We start from the raw sequence: 25293 nt of genomic DNA on the forward strand, positions 1-25293 counted from the left end.
CGATAAACCTTTACGAGAGAGCCAGCACATTAACTTATCATTTGGATGGTTATTGTTCTACAAGTAGTTATTAAACCACCGGAGTCACGTCCGGGGACCAGCAAGCCGCTGGACTGAGAGTGCAGGAGAGACATATGTCCTTGTTCGTAAATACAAATGCGTCGGCGTTGAATGCTCAACGTTCATTAATGAATTCATCAAACAGTTTGAACACTTCGTTCGAACGTTTATCCTCGGGTTTCCGTATCAATCGTGCTTCAGATGATGCAGCAGGTTTGCAAATTTCGGATCGTATGACAACGCAAGTCAACGGCTTAAACCAAGCCGTTCGAAATGCGAACGATGCGATTTCATTGACGCAAACCGCTGAAGGTGCATTATCTGAAACCACAAGTTCTTTACAGAGGATCCGCCAGTTAGCAGTTCAATCACAGAATGGTATTAACTCTTCTGCTGATAGAACAGCGCTTCAAAAAGAGGTTTCTGCTCTAAAAACAGAGATATCAAGAATTTCGACTGACACTCAATTTAACAGTGTGAACTTGTTGGATAGTAACTTCTCTGCTGCGTTCTTAATAGGCGCCAACAGTGGACAGACAATTTCAGTTAACTTGCAAGGCAGTTCACTGGCTGGTATCAGTGGTTTCTCTACCGCGGGTCTAGGCATCGATGATTTATCGGTTTCAAGTTTCGGTGGCGCTTCTGCAGCTCTAGTTGCAATTGATGCGGCAATCTCTGGAGTAGGTGGCGCAAGAGCCGACCTAGGTGCATTAACAAATCGGTTCCAATCAACAATCCGCAACTTGACTAACATTTCTGAGAACGTACAGAGTGCAAGATCCCAAATCCGTGATACAGATTTCGCATCTGAAACGGCTGAGTTGACACGTAATCAGATTATTCAGCAGGCTAGTACAACCATACTATCACAGGCTAATCAGCGTCCTCAGGCCGCTCTTCAGCTTCTTGGTTAAGTCTAACTGACCCTACTGTTTGGGGAATGAAGCCAGGAGGTAGTATCTAGCGTCACCATCCAGACAGAAGAGAGTCCGCTCACTCTCGACATACAAAGAGCGATAGGCCAGGCATTGCCTGGCCGCTTATTTTTTTATAACTTTTATTTTTACGTTCTATTCTCTTAACTAATTGATATAAATAATAATTATATTTTTTATGGTTTTAATCCCGCAATTTTTTCAATATAATTTAGTTTTATGACTAAAGGTTTTTGCGTATCTGCACGATAAGTATTTTAAGCATGGAGATAACAACAATAAATACTCTGGCCATTTAATAAACGACGCTAAGCAACATGATGTTAAACGCCAAAGAGCGAAAGCACATAATTCAATGAAAGTCGAAAGACACGAAAACAATAATAATCATTGAGGCTGAAATATCGTAATGCTGAATGAGCAACAGCCCAAAGAGGTTCGCCGTTCAACATGAATAAACCGTTAGGAGAAATATCATGAGTCTATTCATAAATCGCATACGACTGCTGCTTAATCTGCAGGTGTTACCATTCTCAGCGGCAGCTTTTAGTTCATATTTTTAGTAAGCGAAATTTCAGGGCAATAGATTGCCTCTGTAGCTCTGTGCTATGCGCATACAGCAATTTCAAAGGCTAAACAGAACAGCTCAACAGAACGGCAAAAAAAGACATTAAAAAAGATTGATAGGCACATTTGTGAAGAATAAGTGTGGGTGATAAACGCCAAAATACTGATTTACCTGAGAAATTAAGGATTTGCTGACTGACAGGAATGATGCCAGGAGGTAGTGAGAGGTATAGAGGTCTGGAACACCATATACCCGTCAGTCAGCAAGAGCTTTCGCTCTGTTACAGCAATTGCATCATCAGGCGAGTGACTGCTTGATGAAATAAGTCAGTCCATGACTTAATTTATGTAATGCACCAAGTGTGCCAAAAATGAAAATTGCGTATAAAAATAATAATAAATGCGCTTAATTATTAAAATTTACTATTTGAAAATCGTTAGGAGATTATCATGAGCTTATTCGTCAATACTAATGTGTCTGCATTGAATGCACAAAGACAATTACAAAGTACATCAACTAGTTTAAATACTTCTTTTGAAAGATTGTCTTCGGGCTTTCGGATCAATAGTGCAAAAGATGATGCTGCTGGGTTACAAATCGTAGACCGAATGACATCGCAAATTCAAGGTCTCGATCAGGCTGTACGCAATGCCAATGATGGTATTTCATTATCACAGACCATTGAGGGAGCATTACAGGAAACAACGAATGCTTTACAACGTATTCGTGTTTTGGCTATTCAGTCACAAAACGGTATTAATTCATCGTCTGACCGCGGAGCCTTACAAAAAGAAGTGTCAGCGTTAAAAGTCGAAATGAGCCGGGTTTCCACAACGACTCAGTTTGGTGGTGTTAACGTCCTTGACGGCAGTTTTTCATCCGCTTTTCTGGTCGGAGCAAATGCAGGGCAGACGATTAACGTTAATGTATCTCGACCTGATGGATTTGGTACTTTGGGTTTATTCGGTAGTGCCACGCTGAGTGTTGCAACGCCCGGTGATGCCTCAAGAGCATTAACTCAGATTGATACTGCAATTGAGATTATTAATGGCAAGCGCGCTGATTTAGGTGCGGTGCAAAACCGTTTTCAGTCAACTATTCGTAATTTGTCCAATATTTCTGAGAATGTGTCAGCAGCGAGGTCTCAAATAAGAGACACAGACTTTGCCAAGGAAACGTCTGAATTAACTCGCGCACAAATAATCCAACAGGCAAGTACGACTATCTTAAGCCAAGCAAACCAGCGTCCTCAAGCGGCATTAAGCCTGCTTCAGGGCTAAAAAATTATCCACTAGAAGGTGCTGCTGATGTTTGAATTACTTTGTTTACTGATGGTGAGTCGTTTGTTATTTAGATTCGCATTGCGAGTCACTGCAATCTAAAATCAAGCGGCAATCAATAGCCGAAACGGCAAATTAATGTCATTAAAGGTTAGCAAGCCAGATATTGATAAGCATTTGATTAATTGGAAAGCGTTGAGAGGCTTATATTGCCAAGGACGGCGGCCGAAAGGCTAAGCAGGAATGTGATAGAAAGACACATCGATAAGCGCCAAAAGATGTATATGCTGACCAAAGTAAAGTAGAAACGATGACTTTTACCAAATAAAATGCCGACTTACAAGACTGAGAGTATAGAAGTTTAGGTTGAGAGGCCAGTAACTTGTTCTACAATCCTGCAAGCCGACGAAACTGCTTTGCTCCACTCCTAACGTGAGCAAGTTGGTCGGGCCGCCCCATGGCTCGGCCTTTTTTCCTTCCCAATAGTTCAGTGTTGCAAACTATTAGTTTTCACCTCGACAATTAACACATGCATGTACCGTGCCAATGGCATAGCATTCAGGCGAATATTTTTAATCGCTCACGCTAAATGCCTTTTTTGTATCTTCTTTTATATTTGGTAAAGATCACAAACGCGATATAGGTGCCCATAAATACTGGGGTTTTTGTCAGCAGAAAGGTATTATCCCACTCGTTTGTAACGACACTAAATATAGCTATTAGCACGAAAATACCACTGAAAATCCCAAAAAGTGTCAATACCACTCCCCAAGTGACAGCCATATGAAAATATTTTTGTTCCGTGACCGTTTCATTTTTCAGCACGTAATATGAATACAAACACAGACAACAAAAACCAATAATACTGAGTGAAATGAGATATTCCAATGAAATTTTACTCCTTAAAATAGCGCTTCTTGTATGAAAACTGGATTTTTAACCATTGAAAAGTAGTTATTTTTCAATGGTTAAGTAATTAATAATAATCTTTTAATATAAACAGCTAAAGGTTCTACAGATTTTGCCGATACGGTTAGTAGAGGGGTAATCTAACGTTTTTTTGGTTTTGTGTCGAACCAGTTAAGCGACGAGGCTGCTAACTTGGCCTAGTGAACCAAGTTAGCATGAAAATAGGTTTGAAAAAGAGAGACTAACACTCGTTCTTTTTTGATTGGAGGTATTATGTCAATTTTTGTAAGCACCAACGTACCATCGCTTAACGCGCAAAGACAGCTAAGTCAAACAGAACAAGCACTGAATAAATCCTTTGAGCGTTTGGCATCCGGATTTAGAATCAATAGCGCCGCAGATGATGCTGCGGGCTTGCAAATTTCAGATCGTATGACAAGTCAAATACAGGGATTGAATCAAGCCGTAAGAAATGCCAACGACGGTATTTCGATAACTCAAACTGCTGAAGGTGCGCTAGCAGAGACCACAAGGTCTTTGCAACGGATCCGTCAATTAGCAGTGCAATCACAAAACGGTATTAATTCATCCTCTGACCGCGCGGCCTTGCAAAAGGAGGTGTCGGCGTTAAAAACAGAAATTTCGCGAATTGCGACGGATACCAAATTTAATGATCTGAGTATTTTGAATGCGTCTTATTCTGCGGCGTTTTTAGTCGGTGCAAATAGTGGGCAAACGGTCAGTGTCAATTTGTCAGCATCAAACATTGTTGGCGGGACTGGTTTTAGCGCAACAGGTTTAGGGATTGGCGCGTTATCGGTCGCCACTTTTGGTGATGCTTCAGCAGCATTGGCAAGTATTGATACCGCTATTTCTGCGGTAGGAGGTGTGAGATCGGACTTAGGTGCTGTGCAAAATCGTTTCCAATCAACTATTCGAAATTTGACCAACATTGCTGAGAATTTAGCTGGCGCGAGAAGTCAAATTCGTGACACTGACTTTGCATCAGAAACCGCAGAGCTCACGCGAAATCAGATTATTCAACAGGCATCAATTCTGGTACTGACTCAGGCGAATCAAAGACCGCAAGCGGCGTTGTCTTTACTAGGCTAATGTAAACCGTAACTACGCTTCTTATAAGTTGCATTTAAAAGCCTGTTTACCTGGGTATTGCTGCAACTTTTTTCTCTTTTAATATAAGGAATTAAAAATGGACACAATAATCCCGCAAGCTGGCAACAATGTTGCTAGTCAATTAGTAAAGCCGTCAGGATTGCCGGTGAATGAACGTATTGATAAAGTCGAAGCAACTGATGAAATAAAGTCTCAGAATGCGAAAACTAACGCTAATATCGAGGCCACTACTGAGCAAAATATAGCAGCAAAAATTGCGCAAAGTACTCAAGCAAACGCTAGCGAGGCCGATAGATATCAACGAGAGGGAAGCGTTGTTGAGCTTAATCAAGCGCTTTTAGACATTAGCGAGTTTCTGCAAAGTAGAAATACGAAACTAGCATTTTCAGTAGATGAAGCGTCGGAAAGACCCGTAGTGACGGTCAAGGATGCGGCATCTGGAGATGTGATACGGCAAATTCCTTCCGAGGAGGTGCTAAAATTTGCAGGGCGAATAAACGAATTACAGTCTGAATTTGGCAGTAGTGTTGGTATTCTACTAAAAGGGCAGGCTTAATTAATGAGGTAATATATGGGTATTTCATCGTTAGGGGTTGGTTCAGGTTTAGACCTTGAAGGATTGGTAACGCAGTTACTAGCGGCTGAGCGTGGACCAAAATCAGCTCGATTAGACGCTAGAGACGAGAGAATTGAGGCCGAGATTTCAAGTCTCGGACAAATTAAATCAAAATTATCTGAATTTAAAGATTCAGTAGACGAACTTCGCAAAGACCAATCACTTACTGGGCGCGAACCAACCATACGCAATCCCTCTGAAGATACCGAACCATTCACAGCCAAAGCATCGAACAGTGCGTTAACAGGTGAGTATGCCATTACGGTTGAACGTTTGGCGAGCGGCAGTAGAATCGAATCAGCAACAGCTGCCAATGGTGGTTTCGCGGCGTCAACTGACTCAGTGACTGGCACCGCGGGTTCACTTACTTTTAAAATTGGCGGCACTGGCGATACATTTTCAATTAATGTAACGGCGGGTGCAACGTTAGCGGAGCTTCGTGAACAGATTAACAATGCGCAAGATAACTTTGGTATTACCGCAAATATTATCAATACCGGTACCGCTGATGGTGGCGCTAAATTGATTATTAGTTCAAAAATAACCGGCGAAGGTAACGACCTCTCTATTGTAAATGACGACGATATAGCTGACCTTAATCGCATTGCCACAACTGATTCAGCTGAAACTGCGAGTTATTTAGTGCCCACTAAAACTGCACAAAATTCACAGGCTATTATTGACGGTATTACGGTACAGAGCGATAGCAACGAATTCAAAAACACAATTCAAAATGTAACGTTTACTGCAAGCGCAGTTTCAGAAAAAGATGCCAATGGTGAGTTTCAGGCGTCAACATTGATTATCGGTTTTGATGAAGAGGGCCTGGATGAAAAAATTAAAGAATTTGTTGAAAGCTATAATTCTCTTAATGATGAAATACGCTCATTAACAAAATACGGCGAGTCAGACTTGGAAGACGATGGCGCATTAGCTGGCGACTTCACTGTTAGAGGTATTCAAGCAGGTTTGGGTAGTATTTTAAGTAGTTCTGTTTCTGCATCTGCATTGGGTGGCTTGTTTCAAATTGGTATCGAATTAACCAGTGAAGGCAAACTAGAAATTGGTAACAGTGACTTTGGATTAGGCACCGGCGCTAGTCGTTTGAGCGATGCGCTTGAAAATAATTTTGACGAAGTATCAAAACTGTTTACCGCTGATGATGGGATTGCCAATAAGTTATATGACTTTATCGACCAGTACACTAAATCTAGCGGTATCTTAGCAGGCCGAGAGACTGCAGCAAAAGACCAGCGTGAACAGCTGTTAGACGACAGAGCAGCCTTTGAATTGCGCTTAGTCAGTTTTGAACAGACACTGCGTGGACGCTATTTGAATTTAGACCAAACGGTAGCGAGATTGCAACAATCAAGTTCAGCATTATTAGCAAGCTTGTTTTAGTGCTTCAACTGAGACTTTCATTGCTATAAACAATTATTCTTAGCTGTGTCTTCATATTGAACAGCTCTACTATTTTATTCGGAGATAATACCGCATGGCGCTTAAAGGTATAAACGCATATAAAAAAGACAGTCTGAAACAAGATATTGCAAGTGCGGATCCGCATCGTTTAACACTGATGTTGATGCAGGGAGCACTCGATCGTATGGCATATTCGAAGGGGTGTATGGAACGTAAAGATTTTGCTGGGAAGGCAGAACACCTGTCGAGAGTGAACGCAATTTTACTTAATTTAAGAGATACTTTGGATTTGGATGTTGGCGGCGATGTTGCACAAAATTTGTATGCACTTTATGAGTTTATGATGTGGCAGTTGCAGGATGCTAACGTGCAAAACAACTTGCAGACAATAGATGAAGTGATTAATCTACTACAACCAATAAAAAAGGCTTGGGCTAGTATTCCAGAAGATGCAAAACAAGAGGCATACGAGATTCAACGTCGAAAAAGCCAGTCAATGTGATTAAAGACGACTATTTATCCCATGCGCTAACTCCTGCTGAGCTTAGCGCTATAAACCAATTAATTTGTGCGGTGCTTGGTACTGATCACGTCGATGATGAAGCACTGCGCAGGCTTGTTACTCAGCGTGACGAATCAATCCAGCGTCATCTCGATAACCTAAGTGAAGCTGCGCGTGATCAATTCGCCAAAGCTGAATTGCCGATTAATACTAAACTCCATGCGACCGTGCAGTCGCTTTTTGCTGACTCATTATCTGAATTGAGTGGGTTAGTGCGTGGACTAAAAGCAGTTAAAAAATATAAGTGATTAAGTCTAATTATGTTGAATGATATCCGTGTTCATATTCACTCAAACGAAGAAGTGCAGGAAGAAATCGAAGTACGTTCTGCCGTTCATATAGAAAAAACGCATAAGCAAAACAAACTCGCTTTCTCTAAGTATATTCCCAGTTTAATCAATGAATTACATTCAATAAGTAGCAGTAATGTTTCTATATTTTGTAATCAGAATGAAGAATACAATATTGTTGATTTTGGACTTGGTAGGACACTTTATGGTGAGTCTCCACTAGCCGAAATTGCTGAGCAATGTCAGCAAATGCCCCAACACAGCGCTTATCTGACGTTGTCATGTTCTTCTCCAGGTGCCCCTAATGCAAAGGAAGCTTGGCAAAGTGATGATGCAGAGCAGGTATTGCAGGCGTACCAAACTAATGCAACATTTGTTGAGATAAAAGCAACAACGGCTGATGTATTGGTGGTGTTAGGTTTGGGCTTAGGCCACCATATTGATTGGTTGATTGAGCATTGCTCAGCCAAGCACGTGATTATTTATGAGCCTGAAAGACAATACTTTAAAAGTTCATGTATGGTTAAAGACTGGCAAAGTGTGCTGGAAAAAGTGATGCAAACTGGCACAAGTCTGTATTTTCAAATCGGCAAGAGCAGCCAAAATGTTATTCAAGACTTATCTGAATTATCAACGCAGGTCGATGTAGGAGACGTAATGCTATTTCAACATTATTACGAGCCTACCTTTGATGCGGTTATGCATGCATTTCGAACCCAATCTTGGCAAGAAATGACCGCATCTAGTGCCCCATTTTCTATGCAAGGTAAGTTCACCCAGTACACGCCGCCTTGGCTGGACAGCCCGAATGTTCACTCATTATCGGTGGTATCTAATGAACAGTCACGGTTTCAAACTAATTTAGCTGCTTTTCTACAATATTATCCTAACATTCATGCAGAGTTTGCCGACTATAAACCACAAACTTGGGTTGTGGTTGAAAATCAAATTAACCAGATCAATTTGTTTAACCGTGATAATGGCGCGTGTTTGTATGGTAAACATCCTGCAGAAGATGGCCATAAGCACTATAAGAGCTTTGAGAAATTCCCCAATAAAGACGGTTTGATTCTTGGCTATAAAGGTGAGAAGTTAAAGCATTACTATCACTATCGATTGGTTAAAAAAACCGAACAATTGTTACTAAAAGCTGAAGATGAAGCTGGCTTCTTGCCAGATACGATCAAATCTCTGATCCTTTTTGGACTGGGTGCAGGCTATCAGTTAGAAAGTTTATTTGAACATAAAGAACTTGAGAAACTGTTTATTTGTGAGCCCAACAGAGATTTTTTCTATGCATCTTTGTTTGCTATAGATTGGGCTAAGATACTAGAAAAGGTCGACGAGTCGGGTGCTAATCTATATATTAATATTGGTGATGATGGCACTCATTTATTTCGCGATTTATTAGGTCAGTTTTATAATATTGGTCCTTATGTTCTCAGCCAAACTTTCTTTTATCAAGGTTATTACAATGCCGCTTTAAATGCATCCATTATGCAGTTGCGAGAGCAATTACAGATAGTGGTTGCGATGGGCGAGTATTTTGATCACGCTTGTTATGCGATTGAACACACCAAAGAAGCGTTACGTAACAACATTCCTTTTTTACGTGCCAAACCCAGCCAATATCTTAGCAACCAACAACGCGAATTACCTATTATTTTTGTTGGCAATGGACCATCGTTAGATTACAGCATTGATACGATTCGGGAGTTGAAAGAGCGCGCTATTATTGTGTCTTGCGGTACGTCATTGCAAGCATTGCAACGCAATAATATTACCCCCGACTTTCATGCCGAAATAGAGCTCAACCGTGCAACTTACGATTGGGCATATCGAGTTGATGACCTTGAGTTCCTCAAGAAAATCACCTTATTGAGTTGCAATGGTATTCACCCTGATACCTGTAACTTATACAAAAACGTAAAATTTGCGTTTAAAGAAGGGGAATCTGCGACGGTTTCGATGCTTAATGTAATCGGTGCAGATAAGGCTGAGTCACTTGAATTTTCCTTTCCCACGGTCAGCAACTTCGCCATAAATTTATTTTTAAAACTCGGCTTTAATCAGATTTATCTTTTTGGCGTTGATATGGGATTTGTGGATAACCAAAAACACCATGCATCGCAATCTGGTTACTATACTCAGCAGGGCAAAGAGCTTTATAAATATACAGACGAGAATAATACGGGGCTGCTAGTACCGGGTAATTTTCGCCCAGTGGTAAGCACAAAATATGAATTTAAACTGGCTAAAACTATCATAGAACAGGCGTTAGCAGCGCATAAAATTGATTGCTACAATACAAGTGACGGCGCTCGAATAGAAGGAGCCTCTGCGCTCAATATTGATAATATTTTATTGATGAGTACACCTGACCAAAAGCAAGATGTTTTACAAAACCTTGAGTTGTGTTTTTGTACATTGCCTGCTGATAAAGTGATCGATGACTTCGAAAGCAAATATGATAGCCAGTTAGTTTTGGATGAAATTAGTCAACTACAAATCATGTTGCAGAGCACAATTAGTGATCAAGACGATGTATTCAACATCATTGAAAAACAAAAGCAGTTTTTATTTCATTCTTATAAAAAAGGCAACTCTTTGTTCTTCTATTATTTTTATGGAACCATGAATTATATCAATTCTGTGTTAAGTAAGGCAGCGATGCACCAGAACCTTAACATTGCCGTGGACGTCGCGCAGCAAACTATTGAAATTTGGAATGACAGCCTCGGTGATGTCAAGTTGCTATTGCAAAACACCAACAAATTGTTTGATACCTCTTCTAGTTTTCCAGTTATACGTGAGCGTCTTGTGTTAAGAAAACAAGACACCTGTCAACTATCGGTGAACACCTTTGAGCCTCAGTTAAGCCACTTGGTAACTGAATGTTTAAGTACGCTTGCTACTATTTATCCTATTACGTATTCGGTTCATACGATTAAGCAAAGCAGCGAGCAATATTCAATAAGCTCAGCGGCTGCGGGTAAAGAGCCCTCAGCTATATTTTGTGTTCAAAATAAACAGGATTGGAAAAGTGTAACCTCATGTCTTGAGAAACGCGATGAGCACGCGCAGATGCATAATTATGCCGGCAATGTACTCATTTGTTTGATGGGAGAATACCAATCTATCTGGTTTGAGCAAGTCGCCATCTATACACATTTAGTGGTTTCATTTCAGGTTTTACCACAAGTGTTAGAGTTAAGCAGTGCGGCAGATTATAAGCAAGGCAGGATCCCTTTTTCGCCTCTAAACCTGCATCTTGAATCAGCAATTAAACATCTACACGATACCGCAGACTACTCAATTTTTATCGAAAAACTGGATTTTTCAGATGTTGGCTTAAAAAATGCATTAAAAACCAATGAAACAGCTGAATTGAATAAGACTGAAAATTTAGCCGGTGTTAGATATGAAAATGACGTATCTGAAAAGTCATTTAGTGAAGACACCAAGGTAAGTGATGCATTGACATCTTCGTTGAAAGTTTCATTAGAGGGTGGATCAGCAGCGCACAAATATATTGAACGTAACATTGTAGAGCTTATCTCTGCACCAGCGTTCATCGATTATAAGACGTATATTGGAATACCTAGAAAGGCGCCACAGCTCACGGCTAATGCCACTGTTTGTGACTCTGCTAATTCTCGCGGTCTTAAGGTTAATAGACAATTTGACGCAGTAGAATTATTCCAAATCTGGCAAACACAAAGCGTTGTAGAATCTAATATTAGTGTCTACACAAAGGCAAAGTAATAATGTTTGATAACAAAACTATATTAATAACTGGTGGCACTGGGTCTTTCGGACATCGTTATGTATCGCATATTTTAGCAAGCTACAAACCTAAAAAAGTGATTATTTACAGCCGAGATGAACTCAAGCAATATGAAATGCAGCAACTGTTTTCTGACCCTTGCATGCGTTATTTTATTGGCGATGTTCGTGATGCGAGTCGCTTACTTACTGCTATGAGAGGTGTGGACTACGTTATTCATGCTGCAGCACTAAAGCAAGTTCCCGCGGCAGAGTACAATCCAAACGAGTGCATTAAAACAAATATCAATGGTGCGCAAAACGTCATTGAAGCGTGTATTGAAGCTAAGGTACATCGCGTTATTGCGTTATCTACTGACAAAGCCGCCAACCCCGTTAATTTGTATGGCGCCACAAAGTTGGCGTCAGATAAACTGTTTGTAGCGGCGAATAACATCGCGGGTGCAGATGGTCCAAGGTTTGCGGTAGTAAGATACGGCAATGTGGTTGCCTCAAGGGGCTCAGTTGTGCCGTTTTATCGTCATTTGCTTGCACAGGGAAAAACAATCCTACCGGTAACGCATCAAGAAATGACGCGCTTTTGGATTACCCTAGATGAAGGCGTAGAATTCGTCCTCACCAATTTTAAAAGAATGCAGGGCGGAGAAATTTTTGTTCCTAAAATCCCTTCCGTTCATATTTTAGATTTAGTCGAAGCAATGAGCGGTACGCGAGAATGTGAGCTTATTGGTATTCGACCGGGCGAAAAATTACACGAAGTTATGGTACCTGAAGAAATGGCCCATCATTCCTTAGAGTTTGATGACCATTTTGTGATTACACCTTCTATTAAATTTTTCGATAAGACGATTGATTACTCGAAAAATAAATTGGGTGAAATGGGTAACAAGGTAAGTGAAAAGTTTGAGTATCATTCTGGCACAAATCAACACTTCCTTAGCATCGATGACTTAAAAGCGATGGACAAACAGACGTTATGATCCCCTACGGTAAACATGACATCAGCGGTGACGACATCGACGCAGTCGTTGATGTGTTGGAAAACCACTTTTTGACTCAGGGCAGTAAAGTTCCTGAGTTTGAACAAGCACTTTGCGACTATACTAGCGCGCAATTTTGTACAGCGGTAAATAGCGCGACTTCCGGTTTACATGTTGCTTGTTTAGCTGCGGGAGTGACACACGGGGATATTGTCTGGACGACTCCTAATTCTTTTGTGGCTTCTGCAAATTGTGCTCTTTACTGTTCTGCAAAAATTGATTTTGTGGATATGGATGAGCACACTCGTAACATCGATATAGTAAAATTAAGCGCAAAGCTAGCGTATGCAAAACAAGCAGGCCAGTTACCTAAAGCACTCGTGGTTGTCCATTTCGCCGGTTTCAGTTGTGACATGCAAGTAATTGCCAATTTACTCAGTGGTCTGGGCATCGTGTTAATTGAAGATGCAGCACATGGTTTAGGCGGCTCATACAATGGCCGTAAAATGGGTAGCTGTGAATACTCTGATATCACGGTGTTGAGCTTTCACCCCGTAAAATCGATAACAACCGCCGAAGGTGGCGCGGTGCTAACTAATAATCCTGAATTAGCACAAGAAATCGTGTTGTTCGCTAAGCATGGAATTACTCGCGAGCAAGGTTTGTTTGATGCTGAGACCACAAAAATATCCTTAGCTGGCGATTGGTATTACCAACAACTCACACTAGGCTACAATTATAGATTAAGCGATATGCAGGCGGCACTGGGTATATCGCAGTTAAAAAAGCTAGATGACTTCATTGTAGCCAGGCAACAAAAAGCGAATTTTTATTTGCAAGCACTTGCCCATTTACCGCTTATATTGCCTCAGCAAACCAGCATCGATAATCAAAGTGCTTGGCATATATTCGTTGTTGAGCTAAAAACCCAAGGTGGTGATGCCAATCGAGCGCAAACAAGAAAATCCGTTTATCAGCAGTTAGTTGAGAAAGGTATTGGCGTAAACGTACACTATATTCCGATTCATTTGCATCCGTTCTATCAGCAATTGGGCTTTAAGTATGGTGATTTTCCTTGTGCTGAACGCTACTATGAACGTGCAATTACACTGCCGTTATATCCGAGCCTGACGGGGCAGCAGCAACAAGCCGTGGTTGACGCATTGACTGAGATATTAGTATGAAAGTCGCTGTTATTCCCGCTCGCGGCGGAAGTAAGCGCATTCCCAAAAAAAATAGTAAAGAATTTGCAGGACTGCCACTTATCGCATACTCAATTGAGGCGGCTAAGAAGTCGGGCTTGTTTGATCATATTATTGTCTCTACTGATGATACTGCGATTGCAAATATAGCTAAAGCATATGGCGCGCAAGTGCCATTTATGCGTCCCGAAAACTTATCAGACGATATAACGGGCACGCGAGACGTGACTAATCATGCTATTGAATGGGTCAAACAACACATTGGTGAACCGGCGTTTTGTTGCGCTATTTATGCCACAGCTCCTTTTTTGCAAGCTGAATATCTGCAACAAGGATTGCAGGCACTGGTCGAGCAATCGGATAAAAGCTTTGCCTATTCTGTCACCAGTTTTGCGTTTCCAATTCAAAGAGCGTTGTTGATGAAAGACGGTTATGCACTGCCTGCTTTTGAAAAAGATATTGCGAAGCGCTCGCAAGACCTACCCGAGGCTTATCATGACGCCGGACAGTTTTATTGGGGTAGAACCGAAGACTATCTCTCCTCAAAGGCGATTTTTTCTGAATACGGTATTCCCATTATATTGCCGCGACACTTAGTACAAGATATTGATACCCCAGAGGATTGGTATCGAGCCGAACTGATGTATCAAGCTTATATTGCTAGACAACAAGATAATTCGAGGTAAGCGACATGCTTGTAACTACTGAGGCCGACTCTCGCAAAGAGAAAATATTGGTTATCCGCATGCTAGGATTAGGCGATGTCACGTGTATTGGAGTGCCAAGCGTAAGATATATTAAACGCAAACACCCGAGCGCTGAAGTGCATTTTTTAACCTACGCTACTGGGTTTGAAGTGATGGCATTAGCTGAGCCGCAAGTAAAAACCTTTGGATTGAAAAAGGGTGAATGGCCAGAAGATATAATAAAGGCAATGGAAGTATTTTTGGGTCTTGCTGAAATCATTGTTGGTGAGGCTTATAGCAAAATAATTAATCTCGACACCTGGTTTATGCCTGGCTTTTTATCGCGTTTCTTAAAAGATGCAGGGGAGCCTGTTGAAGGCAATTATATTGGTATGTCAATTACTGATTTAATTACCCAATTCCAAAACCAAACATTGTCTGCTACTTTTGTAAATGACCCTGCTCAGTACCTGCAGAGCACCTGGTTTAGTATGATGAGATGGCATACTACATGGTGGCAATCTGATTACTTGCCAGAGCGCGGTTATCCTGAATTTTATTTACGAACCTGCTGCGGATGGCAAGATATCGATTTAGATATGCAAATACAAATCACGCAGGACAAGCAGATCGCTAAAAAGGGTAAAAACAAAAAGGTCATAGCATTAGCAACTCAAGCGCGCACAGCAGAGCGTAGCTACAAGTTGACAGAGCAATTAGAAAAAGCACTTAAAGAGGCAGGATTCGAGGTTTGGTCAAAATTTGACGGTAGTCAATCGATGCGTCAAACCTTAGCGATGTTGAAATCGAGTGATTTACTTATTTCTGTGCCATCAGCTCCACAATGGCTGGCGACAGCGGTTGGCTGCCCTGTGATGATCATCAGCGGTAATGTTGATCCGCGTACCTTAATGCCAGATTATGCAACCGATATGTCAAGTCAACCGGCAGAAGTGCAAAGTTTAATTGAGGGTGTACTCAGTATTTTTGATGGCAGCGTCGATGCGGTTGAAGAACCCAGCTTTTAGCGCGGGCTCGTACAAATCACATTTTATTAATGCATTTTAAAAAGCCCATAAGGTCAAATATATGTCCAGTAACACTACAATTCGAATCGGCAATGATGATCTTTTCTTCGATGTCGGTCCAAATCAAAAGCCGTTTATCATTGCTGAACTCAGCGGCAATCATGGGCAAAGTTTACCCTTAGCTAAAACAATGGTTGTGGAAGCAGCTAAAGCGGGGGCACATGCGATTAAGTTGCAAACTTACACCGCCGACAGTATGACACTTGACGTTGATTCTCCGGATTTTGTGATTAAGGAACGTGACAGTTTGTGGGCGGGTGAAAAGCTTTTCAATCTGTACGCCAAAGCATCAACTCCGTATGAGTGGCACAGTGAATTATTCGCACTTGCTAATAGTCTTGGTATGCTTGCATTTAGTTCGCCATTTGATGAAGACGCGGTTGATTTTTTGGCGCAATTAAATGTGCCATGCTATAAAATTGCGTCATTTGAACTGACCGATATCCCGTTGATCACAAAAGCAGCTGCGCAAGGCAAACCGCTTATTATGTCAACCGGTATGGCCAGTATTAGCGATATTGAAGAAGCACTAACAGCGGCCAAAATTGCAGGTTGTGAAGATATTATACTGCTTAAATGCACGAGCACTTACCCAGCGTTACCTGCAAATACAAACTTGGTGACTATTCCCAATATGCGCGCTGCATTTAATTGCCAAGTTGGTTTATCAGATCACACTGCGGGTATTGGTGTGTCAGTTGCCAGTGTGGTTTATGGTGCGAGTGTGATTGAAAAACATTTTGTTTTATGCAGAGATGACGGTGGTGTAGATGCTGCTTTTTCACTGGAACCGAGCGAATTAGCTCAGCTAGTTATCGAGACCGCAAGAGCATCACAAGCCATTGGTAGCGTGACTTATGGCGGTAGCCAGGCCGAGGAAAAATCGAAACAGTATCGTCGTTCAATATATATTTGCAAAGATATAAAAGCGGGGGAAATATTGACTACTGAACATGTTAAAATAGTGCGACCGGCACATGGCTTAGCGCCCAAACATTTAACGACGGTTGTTGGCAGTGTTGCCTCCGTTTCGATGCCAAAAGGCACGCCATTGAGTTGGGCGAAAATTAATTCAGTGCAGTAGATAAGCCTAATGCGGCTATTTTTCAGAGTAGAAGGTAATGAGCATATTGGGTTAGGGCACTTAATGCGTTGTTTTGCGCTGTCAAAAGCGGCGCAACAGGCTCAAATTGAGGTTGTGTTTATATGCAATCAAATCAGTAAACGCTTTCTATTAAGTCGACATCAATGGCAAGGTGACATTGTGGTTATTGATGACAGCCATTGGCATAAAAATGTCGCAGCTGATGCCATAACTGACCGTAATCAGTGTGATGTTGAGTTTATTGCAAGGTGCATGTCTCGGGCTGCTTCAGAACAATCATCTAACCACCAACAGATCCTCGTGCTTGATGGCTATCAATTTGATCACTCTTATCAACAGGCGTTAGCAACCGCTGGTATTTGCTTTGCCTACCTTGATGATATTAACCCGTTTGCACAAGAAAATCAGAAGCACTTAGCGGATATAGTGATTAATGGTGCCGCAGCAGCACAGCAACTAGCTTATGAAAAGAATGCGCCAAATAGCCGACTGTGTTTAGGACCTCAGTTCCTTTTATTACGTCCTGAATTTATTAACTTGCCGGTAATACCGATAGCAGACAGGCATTCACTACTGCTTTGTTTTGGCGGCGGTGATGCCCAAAATCATACCCTGGGAATGCTTGCCGCATTGAGTCAGTTGAAGTTTCAGTATCCAGTTAAAGTGATTACTGGTGCAGCCTACAAATGCCAAAAGCAGCTGATAGAAAATATTCAAAAGGGTTGGCTAAACCACGATAATGTGAAGCAAAAAATAAGTATGCCTATCCACTATATGCATGATGCTCAAGATATGGCTGAGATTATGTTGCACAGTCGTTTAAGTATCAGTGCGGCGGGTGGAACGCAATTCGAACTAATGCACTGTTATACGCCAAGTTTCCTGGTGGTGGTCGCCGATAACCAAATGCCTGCGGCTGCGTTATCTGCGCAGCAGGGCTGGTGCAGTATGGTCGACTGGCGCCAGCAAGTTGATTATATCGGATTAGCAAAACAAGTAATTACTAATTATGATAATACTGAGTGCTTGATGGTGAAGCAGAATAAAGCTTATGAATGCATACAAAACCAAGCTTATTCGGGTGCTGACAATGTGTTAAATGTATTTACTGATGTGCTTAGCTTACGCGCTTAACGTGCGATCTTCATGCGTGATTTTAACATCTATGGCGCTGATCACGCTTATTCGCTTGAACCAGGCGCTGGCTAAAATCGAAAATAAATTTTTACTTTGATAGACTATTCATTCGACGACAGGAGGCACATCATTTGGCTAATCAATTACATCTAAGGCAGGCGAAATTAACCGATGTTGATCTGATTTTTGAGTGGTCTAATGATCAATTGGTTCGACAACAATCGTTTAATTCTGATGTTATTGTCTATGAACCTCATTGCGAATGGTTTACGCATAAGTTAAATGATAAAAATTCTTTACTGTCTATTCTTGAATCTGACAACAAACCGGCCTCTTTTCTGCGTATTGATATAAAAGCGAATAATGCAACAATAGGCGTTTTAACGGCCCCAGAATTTAGAGGGAAGGGCTTGGCAAGTGTGTTTATTCAAAAAGGCGTTGCTGAATATTTTAAGTCCAACAGTTTGCCAATTTTAGCATCAATAAAAAAACAAAATATAGCATCCATAAAATCATTCGAAAAAGCCGGTTTTAGTTATTTAAGAGATGAAGAAATTAATCAAATAGACAGTGTTGTATATCAAATTATTAAAAAATGAGTTTTTTAGATATCAACCATCTTTATACTATTGCAAAAATGTCACTGCATCGTGAAGATAATATCAATATTGAAACAACGATGCGGCTAATGTAAGCGTACCGGCTCGTTTATTTATAGCTATTTGTCTACTGTTTATCCGCGACTGGTAGCGAGTTGTAAAAATATGCCAAATACGCTGAATGAGCATTAACAGGGGTAGTGATGCCAATCGTGTTAGAGAACTTTCAGTGCAAGCTCAGGCCAATCAACAACAAAGCCAAGTGCAGGCGTTGTTGGGGTAAACAGATAGCGCGCTGATGTGAGTTCTGCGACATGTGATGGCGTTAGTTAGGCTTATAAAAAAAGGCTGGGTCGCTTTTTTTTATGGCTTTACTTTATTTATCAGATACCATGTATAAAAATAGTATAAATTAGACACGCTTAATACCATTTTTATACCTATCAAGAAATAACTCCGCACTGAGGTAGCAATGAAGGAAATTCTGATTATCAGCGATAATGAAGTTCGTAAAAATAATCTGAATGTAATACTGACTTTTATGGGTGAGGCTTGTAGCCTTAGTGATTTTAGTCAATGCATTAAGACGATTGAGGTAAAAAACGACGTAGTGGCTGTTCTTATCGACGGTGAACTTCCAGAGTTGGCGGAAGACGTAATTGAAAAATTCCCTTTAATTCCATTTATCAATATTGGGTTTCAATTAGGCGGCGACAAAAACTATCAGAATATGATGGGGTCATTATTTGAACCTATTATTCAGCCCACAATGCTTGAATTACTTAAAAAGTGTTATGACTTTCGGCGTTTAAATACTCCCTCTTTGGACGTGACTTCCGGTAAAACCCGTTTATTTAGAAGCTTGGTTGGCAACAGCGGCGGAATTAAAGAGGTTCGCGCTCTGATAGAGCAAGTAGCTCCCTCCGATGCCAACGTGCTTATATTAGGCGAATCAGGCACGGGTAAAGAGGTGATCGCCCGTAATATTCACTATATGTCAAAGCGTCAAAAAGGCCCGTTTATCCCTATAAACTGCGGTGCGATCCCAGGTGAGCTATTAGAGAGTGAACTATTTGGTCATGAAAAAGGTGCATTTACGGGTGCTATTGGTTCGCGCAAAGGACGTTTCGAATTAGCGGAAGGCGGCACTTTATTTTTAGATGAAATTGGTGACATGCCACTGCAAATGCAAGTAAAACTGCTTCGTGTAATTCAGGAACGCATCTTTGAAAGAGTCGGTGGTACAAAAACAATTAACTGCGATGTCCGTATCGTCGCAGCAACGCACCGTAACTTGGAAGATATGATAGTCGAAAGTAGTTTCAGAGAAGACTTATACTATCGCCTAAACGTTTTCCCTATTGAGAGCCCCGCATTGCGCGAACGAGCAGCAGACATTCCGTTGTTGCTGCAAGAATTGGCGCACCGTTTAGAAAACAATAACGAAAATATGGTTAAATTTAACGATGACGCAATGCGATCGTTAATGTCACATCCATGGCCGGGCAATGTTAGAGAGTTATCAAATTTAGTTGAGCGCTTGGCAATATTGTATCCTAAGAAATTAGTCGGAATTAAAGAACTACCGATAAAGTATCAATATGGTAGTGCACCTATTGCCGTGAGTTCGCTATCTGAAGAACAACAAGAGCGAGAAGTATTAACTGAACTTTTCATAAACCAAGGTGACGAAACATCAGAAGCAAGCCAAGTCGGTGTATTAAGCACAGCATTACCCTCTGTTGGTGTAAACTTAAAAGAATATTTATCCGACTTAGAAATTAACTTGATTTCACAAGCGTTGGAGCAGCAAGAATGGGTCGTTGCAAGAGCGGCCGATCAGTTAGGCATGCGCAGAACAACCTTGGTTGAAAAAATGCGTAAATACGAAATAAGCCGTCAATAAGTCCTCAAAATTTACCGCCTTAGTCATTTTATTGACAGTGATTAAGGTGTTAAGAATCACATAAAAACGTTAAAAATCAAAGGTATAAATATTGGCATGCCTCGTGCATTATCTCAGTACACCCCGTAGTTAAGGTAGTCAGAGGATTATGTCGCAGTTAACTAACAATTTTTTCGTTATTGATCCACAAAATCAATTTTCATTTGGTGCACCTCAACGTGCAGTTTGTCAGCCTGATAATTTAGAAAAACCGGTATTGGTGACTACAGTATGCGCGCAAGCTATCGCAGAACCGCAAATAGTGGAAAGTGATGATACGGTTGAGGAACTCAAAAACAAAGCCAAACGACTTAATCATTTATTAGAGGTAATGCCAGCAGGCGTGGTTGTGCTCGACCAAAGAGGTCACATAAAGCAAGCTAATCAACAGGCCGTTGAATTACTCGGAGCGCCGCTTGAAAAAGAACTTTGGCGTGAAATTATTTTACGATCATTTAACCCCCAAGCGGATGATGGACATGAAGTCTCATTGCGTGATGGGCGTAAAGTGAAAATCTCCATTACGCCATTAGTTGAAGAAAAAGGTCAACTTATTGTACTTACTGACCTCACCGAAACTCGCGAACTGCAGAGCCGGATAAGCCATTTACAGCGTTTGTCATCTTTAGGCAAAATGGTCGCATCTTTAGCTCATCAAGTTAGAACGCCTTTATCCTCAGCCATGCTATATGCAGCTAACTTGCGTTCATTGAATTTGAAAAATGAGATGGCAGACCGTTTTACGACAAATTTACAAAATCGCCTAAAAGATTTAGAAAGCCAAGTAAATGACATGCTGTTGTTTGCGAAAAGTGGTGAGCAACAAATTGTAGCGCCGCTAACCGTAACGCAAGTTTTGGTAAACAGCACCGAAGTCGTTGATGCGTTATTAGCGACGAAGTCAATTCATTTAGAAATCGATAATAAACCGTCACACCACCAGTTAATGGGAAATCAAACAGCATTAACCGGTGCGATTAGCAATTTGCTTCACAATGCGATTGAAGTATCGCAAGAAGGTGATGTGATTGAAGTGATAACCGACATAGTCGAAAAAAACGGTGCATCGTTTATTAGTATACAAATTAAGGATCAGGGTTGTGGTTTATCGCTCGCTCAAACAGACAGCATCTTTGAACCCTTTTTCACCACAAAAACGCAAGGCACAGGATTAGGATTAGCGGTTGTTAAGTCGGTTGCAAAATCACATCAGGGTTTTGTTAGCGCAATCAACAACCCGGAAGGTAAGGGGGCTTGTTTTACATTACTACTGCCATGCATCGATCCTAAAATCCATTTTCAAACATACTCAACTGACTTACATCAAGGAGTAGCAATATGAGTAAAACCAAAATTCTAATAGTCGAAGACGATGACGGGCTGAGAGAAGCCCTTGTCGACACGCTACTATTGGGTGGTTATCAAGTTACTCCGGTCGATTGTGCTGAAAATGCGATGATCAAACTTGCCGATAATAATCAATTTGATTTGGTCGTTAGCGATATTCAAATGGGCGCAATGAGTGGACTCTCTTTACTCAAGAGTGTGAAAGCCAAATATCCCAAACTCCCAGTATTGTTAATGACGGCATTTGCCAATATCGATGATGCTATTCAAGCCATGCGTGACGGAGCAACTGATTATTTATCAAAACCGTTTGCACCAGAGGTATTGCTAAATTTAGTTGGACGCTATGCACCATCACAAAAAGTAGAGTCGAGAACTCCCATTGTCGCAGACCCCTCAAGTATTCGTATGCTTGAATTGGCCAGAAAAGTAGCTAAATCAGAAGCGACAGTGATGGTATTAGGCCCTAGCGGCTCTGGTAAAGAAGTCTTGTCACGTTACATTCATGATCAGAGTTCACGCAGCCAATCGGTATTTGTTGCTATTAACTGTGCGGCAATTCCTGAAAATATGTTGGAAGCGACCTTATTTGGTTATGAGAAAGGTGCGTTTACCGGCGCAGTTCAAGCTTGCCCGGGTAAATTTGAACAAGCCCAAGGCGGCACGTTATTGCTAGATGAAATAACTGAAATGGATTTGGCGTTACAAGCTAAGATTTTGCGCGTATTACAAGAAAGGGAAGTTGAAAGACTGGGTGGGCGTAAAACTATTTCGCTAAATGTCAGAGTGATTGCGACAAGTAACCGTGACTTAAAGTCAGCCGTTGACGACGGTAAATTTAGAGAAGATTTATATTATAGACTCAATGTGTTTCCCATTACATGGCAGCCACTTGCACATCGCATTGGCGATATAATCCCACTGGCTAAACATATGATCCAGCGACATGCCGCTGCACAGGGGATCCCTGCACCTGATATAACCATATCAGCGCAGCATAAACTAATGCAACACACTTGGCCGGGTAACGTCAGGGAGCTGGAGAATGTAATCCAGCGGGCTTTGATTTTGAGTGATAATGGCGAAATCGGTAATGAAGATTTAATGATTGAAGCGGCGCATAATGTTGAAAGAACCACATCGACTATGTTTACCCTACCATCTCCAGATATTTCAAAAGATACTTCAGATTTTGATAATAATGTCGATAACAATTTATTAGGATCAGAACTTCGATTCCAAGAACATCAGATTATTTTGGACGCGTTGCAGGCCTTCAATGGTAAGCGTAAAGACGTTGCTGAGAAGCTTGGGATAAGCCCTAGAACATTGCGTTACAAGCTGGCTCGCATGCGTGAGTCTGGTATTGAAGTGCCCAGCTAAACTGTTTCTCCAATATGCTTATTCATAAGCAGTACCGACAGGATGTCAATCCCTATTTGCCGCTGACTTCTAGCGGCATTTTTTTGTCACCTAAAAAGTAACCCCCTCAAATAAATACATAACATATTGAATTTATTAAATTAAATAAAGTGGCATTGTATTTGCTAAATTCAGTGTATACGAAGTAATTCATTCAAAATAATGACACTAGAGGTTGTGTGATGGACATCAAAGCGAATTCTATCTACCAAGAAATGCAAGCGATGGTTGGTGATATAAAGCCAATCAAAATGGATGTGCCGGCAATTCAAGGCAATACATCTGCCAGCGACTTTTCCGACTTGCTTAGCCAAGCGGTTAACAACGTTAACGGATTGCAAAAACAATCACGTGAGATGCAAACTGCATTTGATATGGGCGATCCCAATTTAAGTTTGGCGGACATGATGATAGCTAAAGAAAAATCCGGTATTGCTTTTGAAGCAACAATGCAAGTGCGCAATAAAGTGCTTGAAGCCTACAAAACTATAATGAACATGCCTGTTTAAGGAAGTAACTCGTGGCTGAAGCAGCAAGCACAGAATTAGCACTCTCCAGTAGCCTAGACGGCATTGATGATTCGATTGATAGCAGGCCGACTCTCATGGATCAGTTAGGTACGACTGAAATGGTGCGTCAAATTACCTTGGTAGTCACGTTGGTTATTTGCATCGTTATTGCCATTTTTGTTTTTCTTTGGTCAAAAGAACCGTCTTTTCGTCCATTGGCACAAATGCCAACACAAGAACTAATTGAAACACTCGATTTTCTTGATCAAAGTGAAATTGAGTACAAGTTACAAGGCAATACAGTTTACGTTGTTGAATCGCAGTTTAATGACGCAAAATTTGGTATGGCGCGCCAAGGTATCAGTAGTGAAGCTTCCCAGGGCACAGACATCATAATGCAAGACATGGGTTTTGGCGTGAGCCAACGTGTTGAAATGGAGCGTTTGAAACACGCTCGCGAACAACAGATTGCACGCACTATTGAAGACATGAACTCCATAGCTAAAGCACGCGTGCTGCTGGCCTTGCCTAAAGAGAATGTATTCTCACGGCGTGAAAAGAAAGGCAGTGCGACGGTAGTTGTTACCGCTAGACGAGGTAATGTTGTTTCCGCTGAAGAAGTAAACTCTATTGTCGATATCGTTGCTTCTGCAGTGCAAGGTATGGAGCCTAGCAAAGTGACTGTAACAGATAATAATGGTCGTCTATTAAATTCAGGTTCACAAGATGCAGGGACTTCTGCAGCGCGAAAAGAATACGAATTAGAGAAGAAACGAGAAGCGGAATATATGGAAAAAATTGACTCCATTTTGATCCCCGTTTTAGGTTTAGGAAACTACACGGCACAAACCGATGTGACTATGGATTTTACGTTTGTTGAGCAAACTCAACGCCGCTTTAACCCCGACCTTCCGGCAATTCGAAGTGAAATGATTTCAGAACAAAATAATGTGGGCAACGTCATTGCTGGTATACCAGGAGCGCTATCAAATCAACCTCCTATGGATGCAACCATTCCTGAAAACGCAACGGGTGGGGGTAATGGTTCGCCTATACCTGGCAGCAACAGCAAAGAACAAACTCGTAACTATGAATTAGATACAACGATTAGTCATACTAAGCAGCAAACTGGTGTTATTCGTCGTTTGAGTGTGTCAGTTGCAGTGGACTATACAACGACTAAAGCAGCTGATGGTACTGTTTCAAATACGCCAGTGAGTCAACAGCAATTACTTAATATCCGTCGCTTGCTGCAAGGCGGCATCGGTTTTGACGTGACACGGGGTGATTCACTTGAAGTCGTCAGTATTCCATTCAACAAAGTGGAGATAGGTGAAACTCGAGAAACACCGCTCTGGGAACAAGAACGGTTTATGCCTATACTGAAGTTAGTACTTGGCGCGCTGGTGATTATTATTTTAATATTCTTTGTCGTTCGCCCGATGCTAATGAAGCTTATCTTCCCCGAGAATAGCATTTCAGATGACGAGTTTGACGAGTCAGATTTAGATTTGGGTGAGGATCCTTTAGCAATGCTAAACGAAGAATTTGATGAAACGCAGATTGGCTTTGCCGCTGACGGTTCTTTAAAGTTGCCTAATTTACGCAAAGACGAAGATGTGCTAAAAGCCGTACGTGCTCTCGTCGCTAACGAGCCTGAATTATCAGCGCAAGTGGTTCGCGGTTGGCTATTACAGGACGAATAAGGAAT

Annotated in this window: 21 protein-coding genes; 20 read left to right on the forward strand and 1 reads right to left on the reverse strand. The window is 41.3% G+C overall.

The features are described 5' to 3' along the window. The first annotated feature begins 134 nt into the window (after positions 1-134). Together CXF81_RS16245 and CXF81_RS16250 are read left to right on the forward strand one after the other, a co-directional pair. The gene (locus CXF81_RS16245) at positions 135-974 is read left to right on the forward strand and encodes a flagellin (protein WP_101182389.1); all 840 of its coding nucleotides are present in this window, start codon (positions 135-137) and stop codon (positions 972-974) included. Between the two features lie 1038 nt (positions 975-2012). Next, positions 2013-2843, forward strand: a complete 831-nt coding sequence (locus tag CXF81_RS16250) for a flagellin (RefSeq protein WP_101182390.1) — start codon at positions 2013-2015, stop codon at positions 2841-2843. A gap of 585 nt (positions 2844-3428) precedes the next feature. On the opposite strand, the gene CXF81_RS16255 is transcribed toward CXF81_RS16250, so the two are convergent. Further along, positions 3429-3731, reverse strand: coding sequence for a hypothetical protein (locus CXF81_RS16255; protein ID WP_101182391.1), 303 nt, complete (start codon positions 3729-3731; stop codon positions 3429-3431). Positions 3732-4025: 294 nt separating this feature from the next. Here CXF81_RS16255 and CXF81_RS16260 point away from each other — a divergent pair, with 294 nt between their 5' ends. From CXF81_RS16260 to fliF, 18 genes are all read left to right on the forward strand, one after another. Then, positions 4026-4865, forward strand: coding sequence for a flagellin (locus CXF81_RS16260; protein WP_101182392.1), 840 nt, complete (start codon positions 4026-4028; stop codon positions 4863-4865). A 97-nt stretch (positions 4866-4962) separates the two neighbouring features. Next, the gene (locus CXF81_RS16265; RefSeq protein WP_101182393.1) at positions 4963-5442 is read left to right on the forward strand and encodes a flagellar protein FlaG; all 480 of its coding nucleotides are present in this window, start codon (positions 4963-4965) and stop codon (positions 5440-5442) included. A 15-nt stretch (positions 5443-5457) separates the two neighbouring features. Beyond that, the gene (gene fliD / locus CXF81_RS16270; protein ID WP_101182394.1) at positions 5458-6903 is read left to right on the forward strand and encodes a flagellar filament capping protein FliD; all 1446 of its coding nucleotides are present in this window, start codon (positions 5458-5460) and stop codon (positions 6901-6903) included. Positions 6904-6997: 94 nt separating this feature from the next. Continuing rightward, entirely contained in the window at positions 6998-7426 is a 429-nt protein-coding gene (gene fliS, locus CXF81_RS16275) for a flagellar export chaperone FliS (protein WP_101182395.1), read from the forward strand. Next, positions 7423-7734, forward strand: coding sequence for a hypothetical protein (locus tag CXF81_RS16280; RefSeq protein WP_101182396.1), 312 nt, complete (start codon positions 7423-7425; stop codon positions 7732-7734). The genes fliS and CXF81_RS16280 overlap by 4 nt, the downstream gene beginning before the upstream one ends. 12 nt (positions 7735-7746) lie before the next feature. After that, entirely contained in the window at positions 7747-11541 is a 3795-nt protein-coding gene (locus CXF81_RS16285; RefSeq protein ID WP_101182397.1) for a 6-hydroxymethylpterin diphosphokinase MptE-like protein, read from the forward strand. 2 nt (positions 11542-11543) lie between these two features. Next, positions 11544-12542: a UDP-N-acetylglucosamine 4,6-dehydratase (inverting) gene (gene pseB, locus CXF81_RS16290; protein ID WP_101182398.1), complete on the forward strand. Its 999-nt coding sequence runs from the start codon at positions 11544-11546 to the stop codon at positions 12540-12542. Continuing rightward, entirely contained in the window at positions 12539-13726 is a 1188-nt protein-coding gene (pseC, locus tag CXF81_RS16295) for a UDP-4-amino-4,6-dideoxy-N-acetyl-beta-L-altrosamine transaminase (protein WP_101182399.1), read from the forward strand. Before pseB ends, pseC begins: the two co-directional genes overlap by 4 nt. Beyond that, on the forward strand, positions 13723-14430 hold the full coding sequence (gene pseF / locus CXF81_RS16300) for a pseudaminic acid cytidylyltransferase (RefSeq protein ID WP_101182400.1): 708 nt from the start codon (positions 13723-13725) through the stop codon (positions 14428-14430). The genes pseC and pseF overlap by 4 nt, the downstream gene beginning before the upstream one ends. Before the next feature lie 5 nt (positions 14431-14435). Then, on the forward strand, positions 14436-15458 hold the full coding sequence (locus CXF81_RS16305; protein WP_101182401.1) for a glycosyltransferase family 9 protein: 1023 nt from the start codon (positions 14436-14438) through the stop codon (positions 15456-15458). 61 nt (positions 15459-15519) lie between these two features. Beyond that, a complete protein-coding gene (gene pseI / locus CXF81_RS16310) occupies positions 15520-16602 on the forward strand; it encodes a pseudaminic acid synthase (protein WP_101182402.1) in 1083 nt (360 codons plus the stop codon). Positions 16603-16611: 9 nt separating this feature from the next. Next, positions 16612-17757 (forward strand): UDP-2,4-diacetamido-2,4,6-trideoxy-beta-L-altropyranose hydrolase, encoded by a 1146-nt coding sequence (gene pseG / locus CXF81_RS16315; RefSeq protein WP_101182403.1) that lies wholly within the window; start codon positions 16612-16614, stop codon positions 17755-17757. A gap of 134 nt (positions 17758-17891) precedes the next feature. Beyond that, complete coding sequence (locus CXF81_RS16320; protein ID WP_157825578.1) at positions 17892-18359, forward strand: GNAT family N-acetyltransferase; 468 nt, start codon at positions 17892-17894, stop codon at positions 18357-18359. 472 nt (positions 18360-18831) lie between these two features. Continuing rightward, entirely contained in the window at positions 18832-20265 is a 1434-nt protein-coding gene (locus CXF81_RS16325) for a sigma-54 dependent transcriptional regulator (protein WP_101182405.1), read from the forward strand. Positions 20266-20413: 148 nt separating this feature from the next. Next, positions 20414-21646 carry a PAS domain-containing sensor histidine kinase gene (locus CXF81_RS16330; protein WP_101182406.1) on the forward strand — a complete coding sequence of 411 codons (1233 nt, stop codon included), beginning with the start codon at positions 20414-20416 and terminating at the stop codon, positions 21644-21646. Further along, positions 21643-23034: a sigma-54 dependent transcriptional regulator gene (locus CXF81_RS16335; protein ID WP_101182407.1), complete on the forward strand. Its 1392-nt coding sequence runs from the start codon at positions 21643-21645 to the stop codon at positions 23032-23034. Before CXF81_RS16330 ends, CXF81_RS16335 begins: the two co-directional genes overlap by 4 nt. 221 nt (positions 23035-23255) lie before the next feature. Then, entirely contained in the window at positions 23256-23582 is a 327-nt protein-coding gene (fliE, locus tag CXF81_RS16340; protein WP_101182408.1) for a flagellar hook-basal body complex protein FliE, read from the forward strand. Positions 23583-23593: 11 nt separating this feature from the next. Beyond that, positions 23594-25288, forward strand: a complete 1695-nt coding sequence (gene fliF, locus CXF81_RS16345) for a flagellar basal-body MS-ring/collar protein FliF (protein WP_101182409.1) — start codon at positions 23594-23596, stop codon at positions 25286-25288. The last annotated feature ends 5 nt before the right edge of the window (positions 25289-25293 follow it).

This window comes from Glaciecola sp. 33A, assembly GCF_002836745.1.
Classification (GTDB): Bacteria; Pseudomonadota; Gammaproteobacteria; order Enterobacterales; family Alteromonadaceae; genus Glaciecola.

Excerpts from the sequence above, each read along its gene's own strand:
- CXF81_RS16245 (WP_101182389.1), top strand. The coding sequence starts at position 135 with ATGTCCTTGTTCGTAAATACAAATGCGTCGGCGTTGAATGCTCAACGT.
- CXF81_RS16250 (WP_101182390.1), top strand. The coding sequence starts at position 2,013 with ATGAGCTTATTCGTCAATACTAATGTGTCTGCATTGAATGCACAAAGA.
- CXF81_RS16260 (WP_101182392.1), top strand. The coding sequence starts at position 4,026 with ATGTCAATTTTTGTAAGCACCAACGTACCATCGCTTAACGCGCAAAGA.
- CXF81_RS16265 (WP_101182393.1), top strand. The coding sequence starts at position 4,963 with ATGGACACAATAATCCCGCAAGCTGGCAACAATGTTGCTAGTCAATTA.
- fliD (WP_101182394.1), top strand. The coding sequence starts at position 5,458 with ATGGGTATTTCATCGTTAGGGGTTGGTTCAGGTTTAGACCTTGAAGGA.
- fliS (WP_101182395.1), top strand. The coding sequence starts at position 6,998 with ATGGCGCTTAAAGGTATAAACGCATATAAAAAAGACAGTCTGAAACAA.
- CXF81_RS16285 (WP_101182397.1), top strand. The coding sequence starts at position 7,747 with ATGTTGAATGATATCCGTGTTCATATTCACTCAAACGAAGAAGTGCAG.
- pseB (WP_101182398.1), top strand. The coding sequence starts at position 11,544 with ATGTTTGATAACAAAACTATATTAATAACTGGTGGCACTGGGTCTTTC.
- pseC (WP_101182399.1), top strand. The coding sequence starts at position 12,539 with ATGATCCCCTACGGTAAACATGACATCAGCGGTGACGACATCGACGCA.
- pseF (WP_101182400.1), top strand. The coding sequence starts at position 13,723 with ATGAAAGTCGCTGTTATTCCCGCTCGCGGCGGAAGTAAGCGCATTCCC.
- CXF81_RS16305 (WP_101182401.1), top strand. The coding sequence starts at position 14,436 with ATGCTTGTAACTACTGAGGCCGACTCTCGCAAAGAGAAAATATTGGTT.
- pseI (WP_101182402.1), top strand. The coding sequence starts at position 15,520 with ATGTCCAGTAACACTACAATTCGAATCGGCAATGATGATCTTTTCTTC.
- pseG (WP_101182403.1), top strand. The coding sequence starts at position 16,612 with ATGCGGCTATTTTTCAGAGTAGAAGGTAATGAGCATATTGGGTTAGGG.
- CXF81_RS16325 (WP_101182405.1), top strand. The coding sequence starts at position 18,832 with ATGAAGGAAATTCTGATTATCAGCGATAATGAAGTTCGTAAAAATAAT.
- CXF81_RS16330 (WP_101182406.1), top strand. The coding sequence starts at position 20,414 with ATGTCGCAGTTAACTAACAATTTTTTCGTTATTGATCCACAAAATCAA.
- CXF81_RS16335 (WP_101182407.1), top strand. The coding sequence starts at position 21,643 with ATGAGTAAAACCAAAATTCTAATAGTCGAAGACGATGACGGGCTGAGA.
- fliE (WP_101182408.1), top strand. The coding sequence starts at position 23,256 with ATGGACATCAAAGCGAATTCTATCTACCAAGAAATGCAAGCGATGGTT.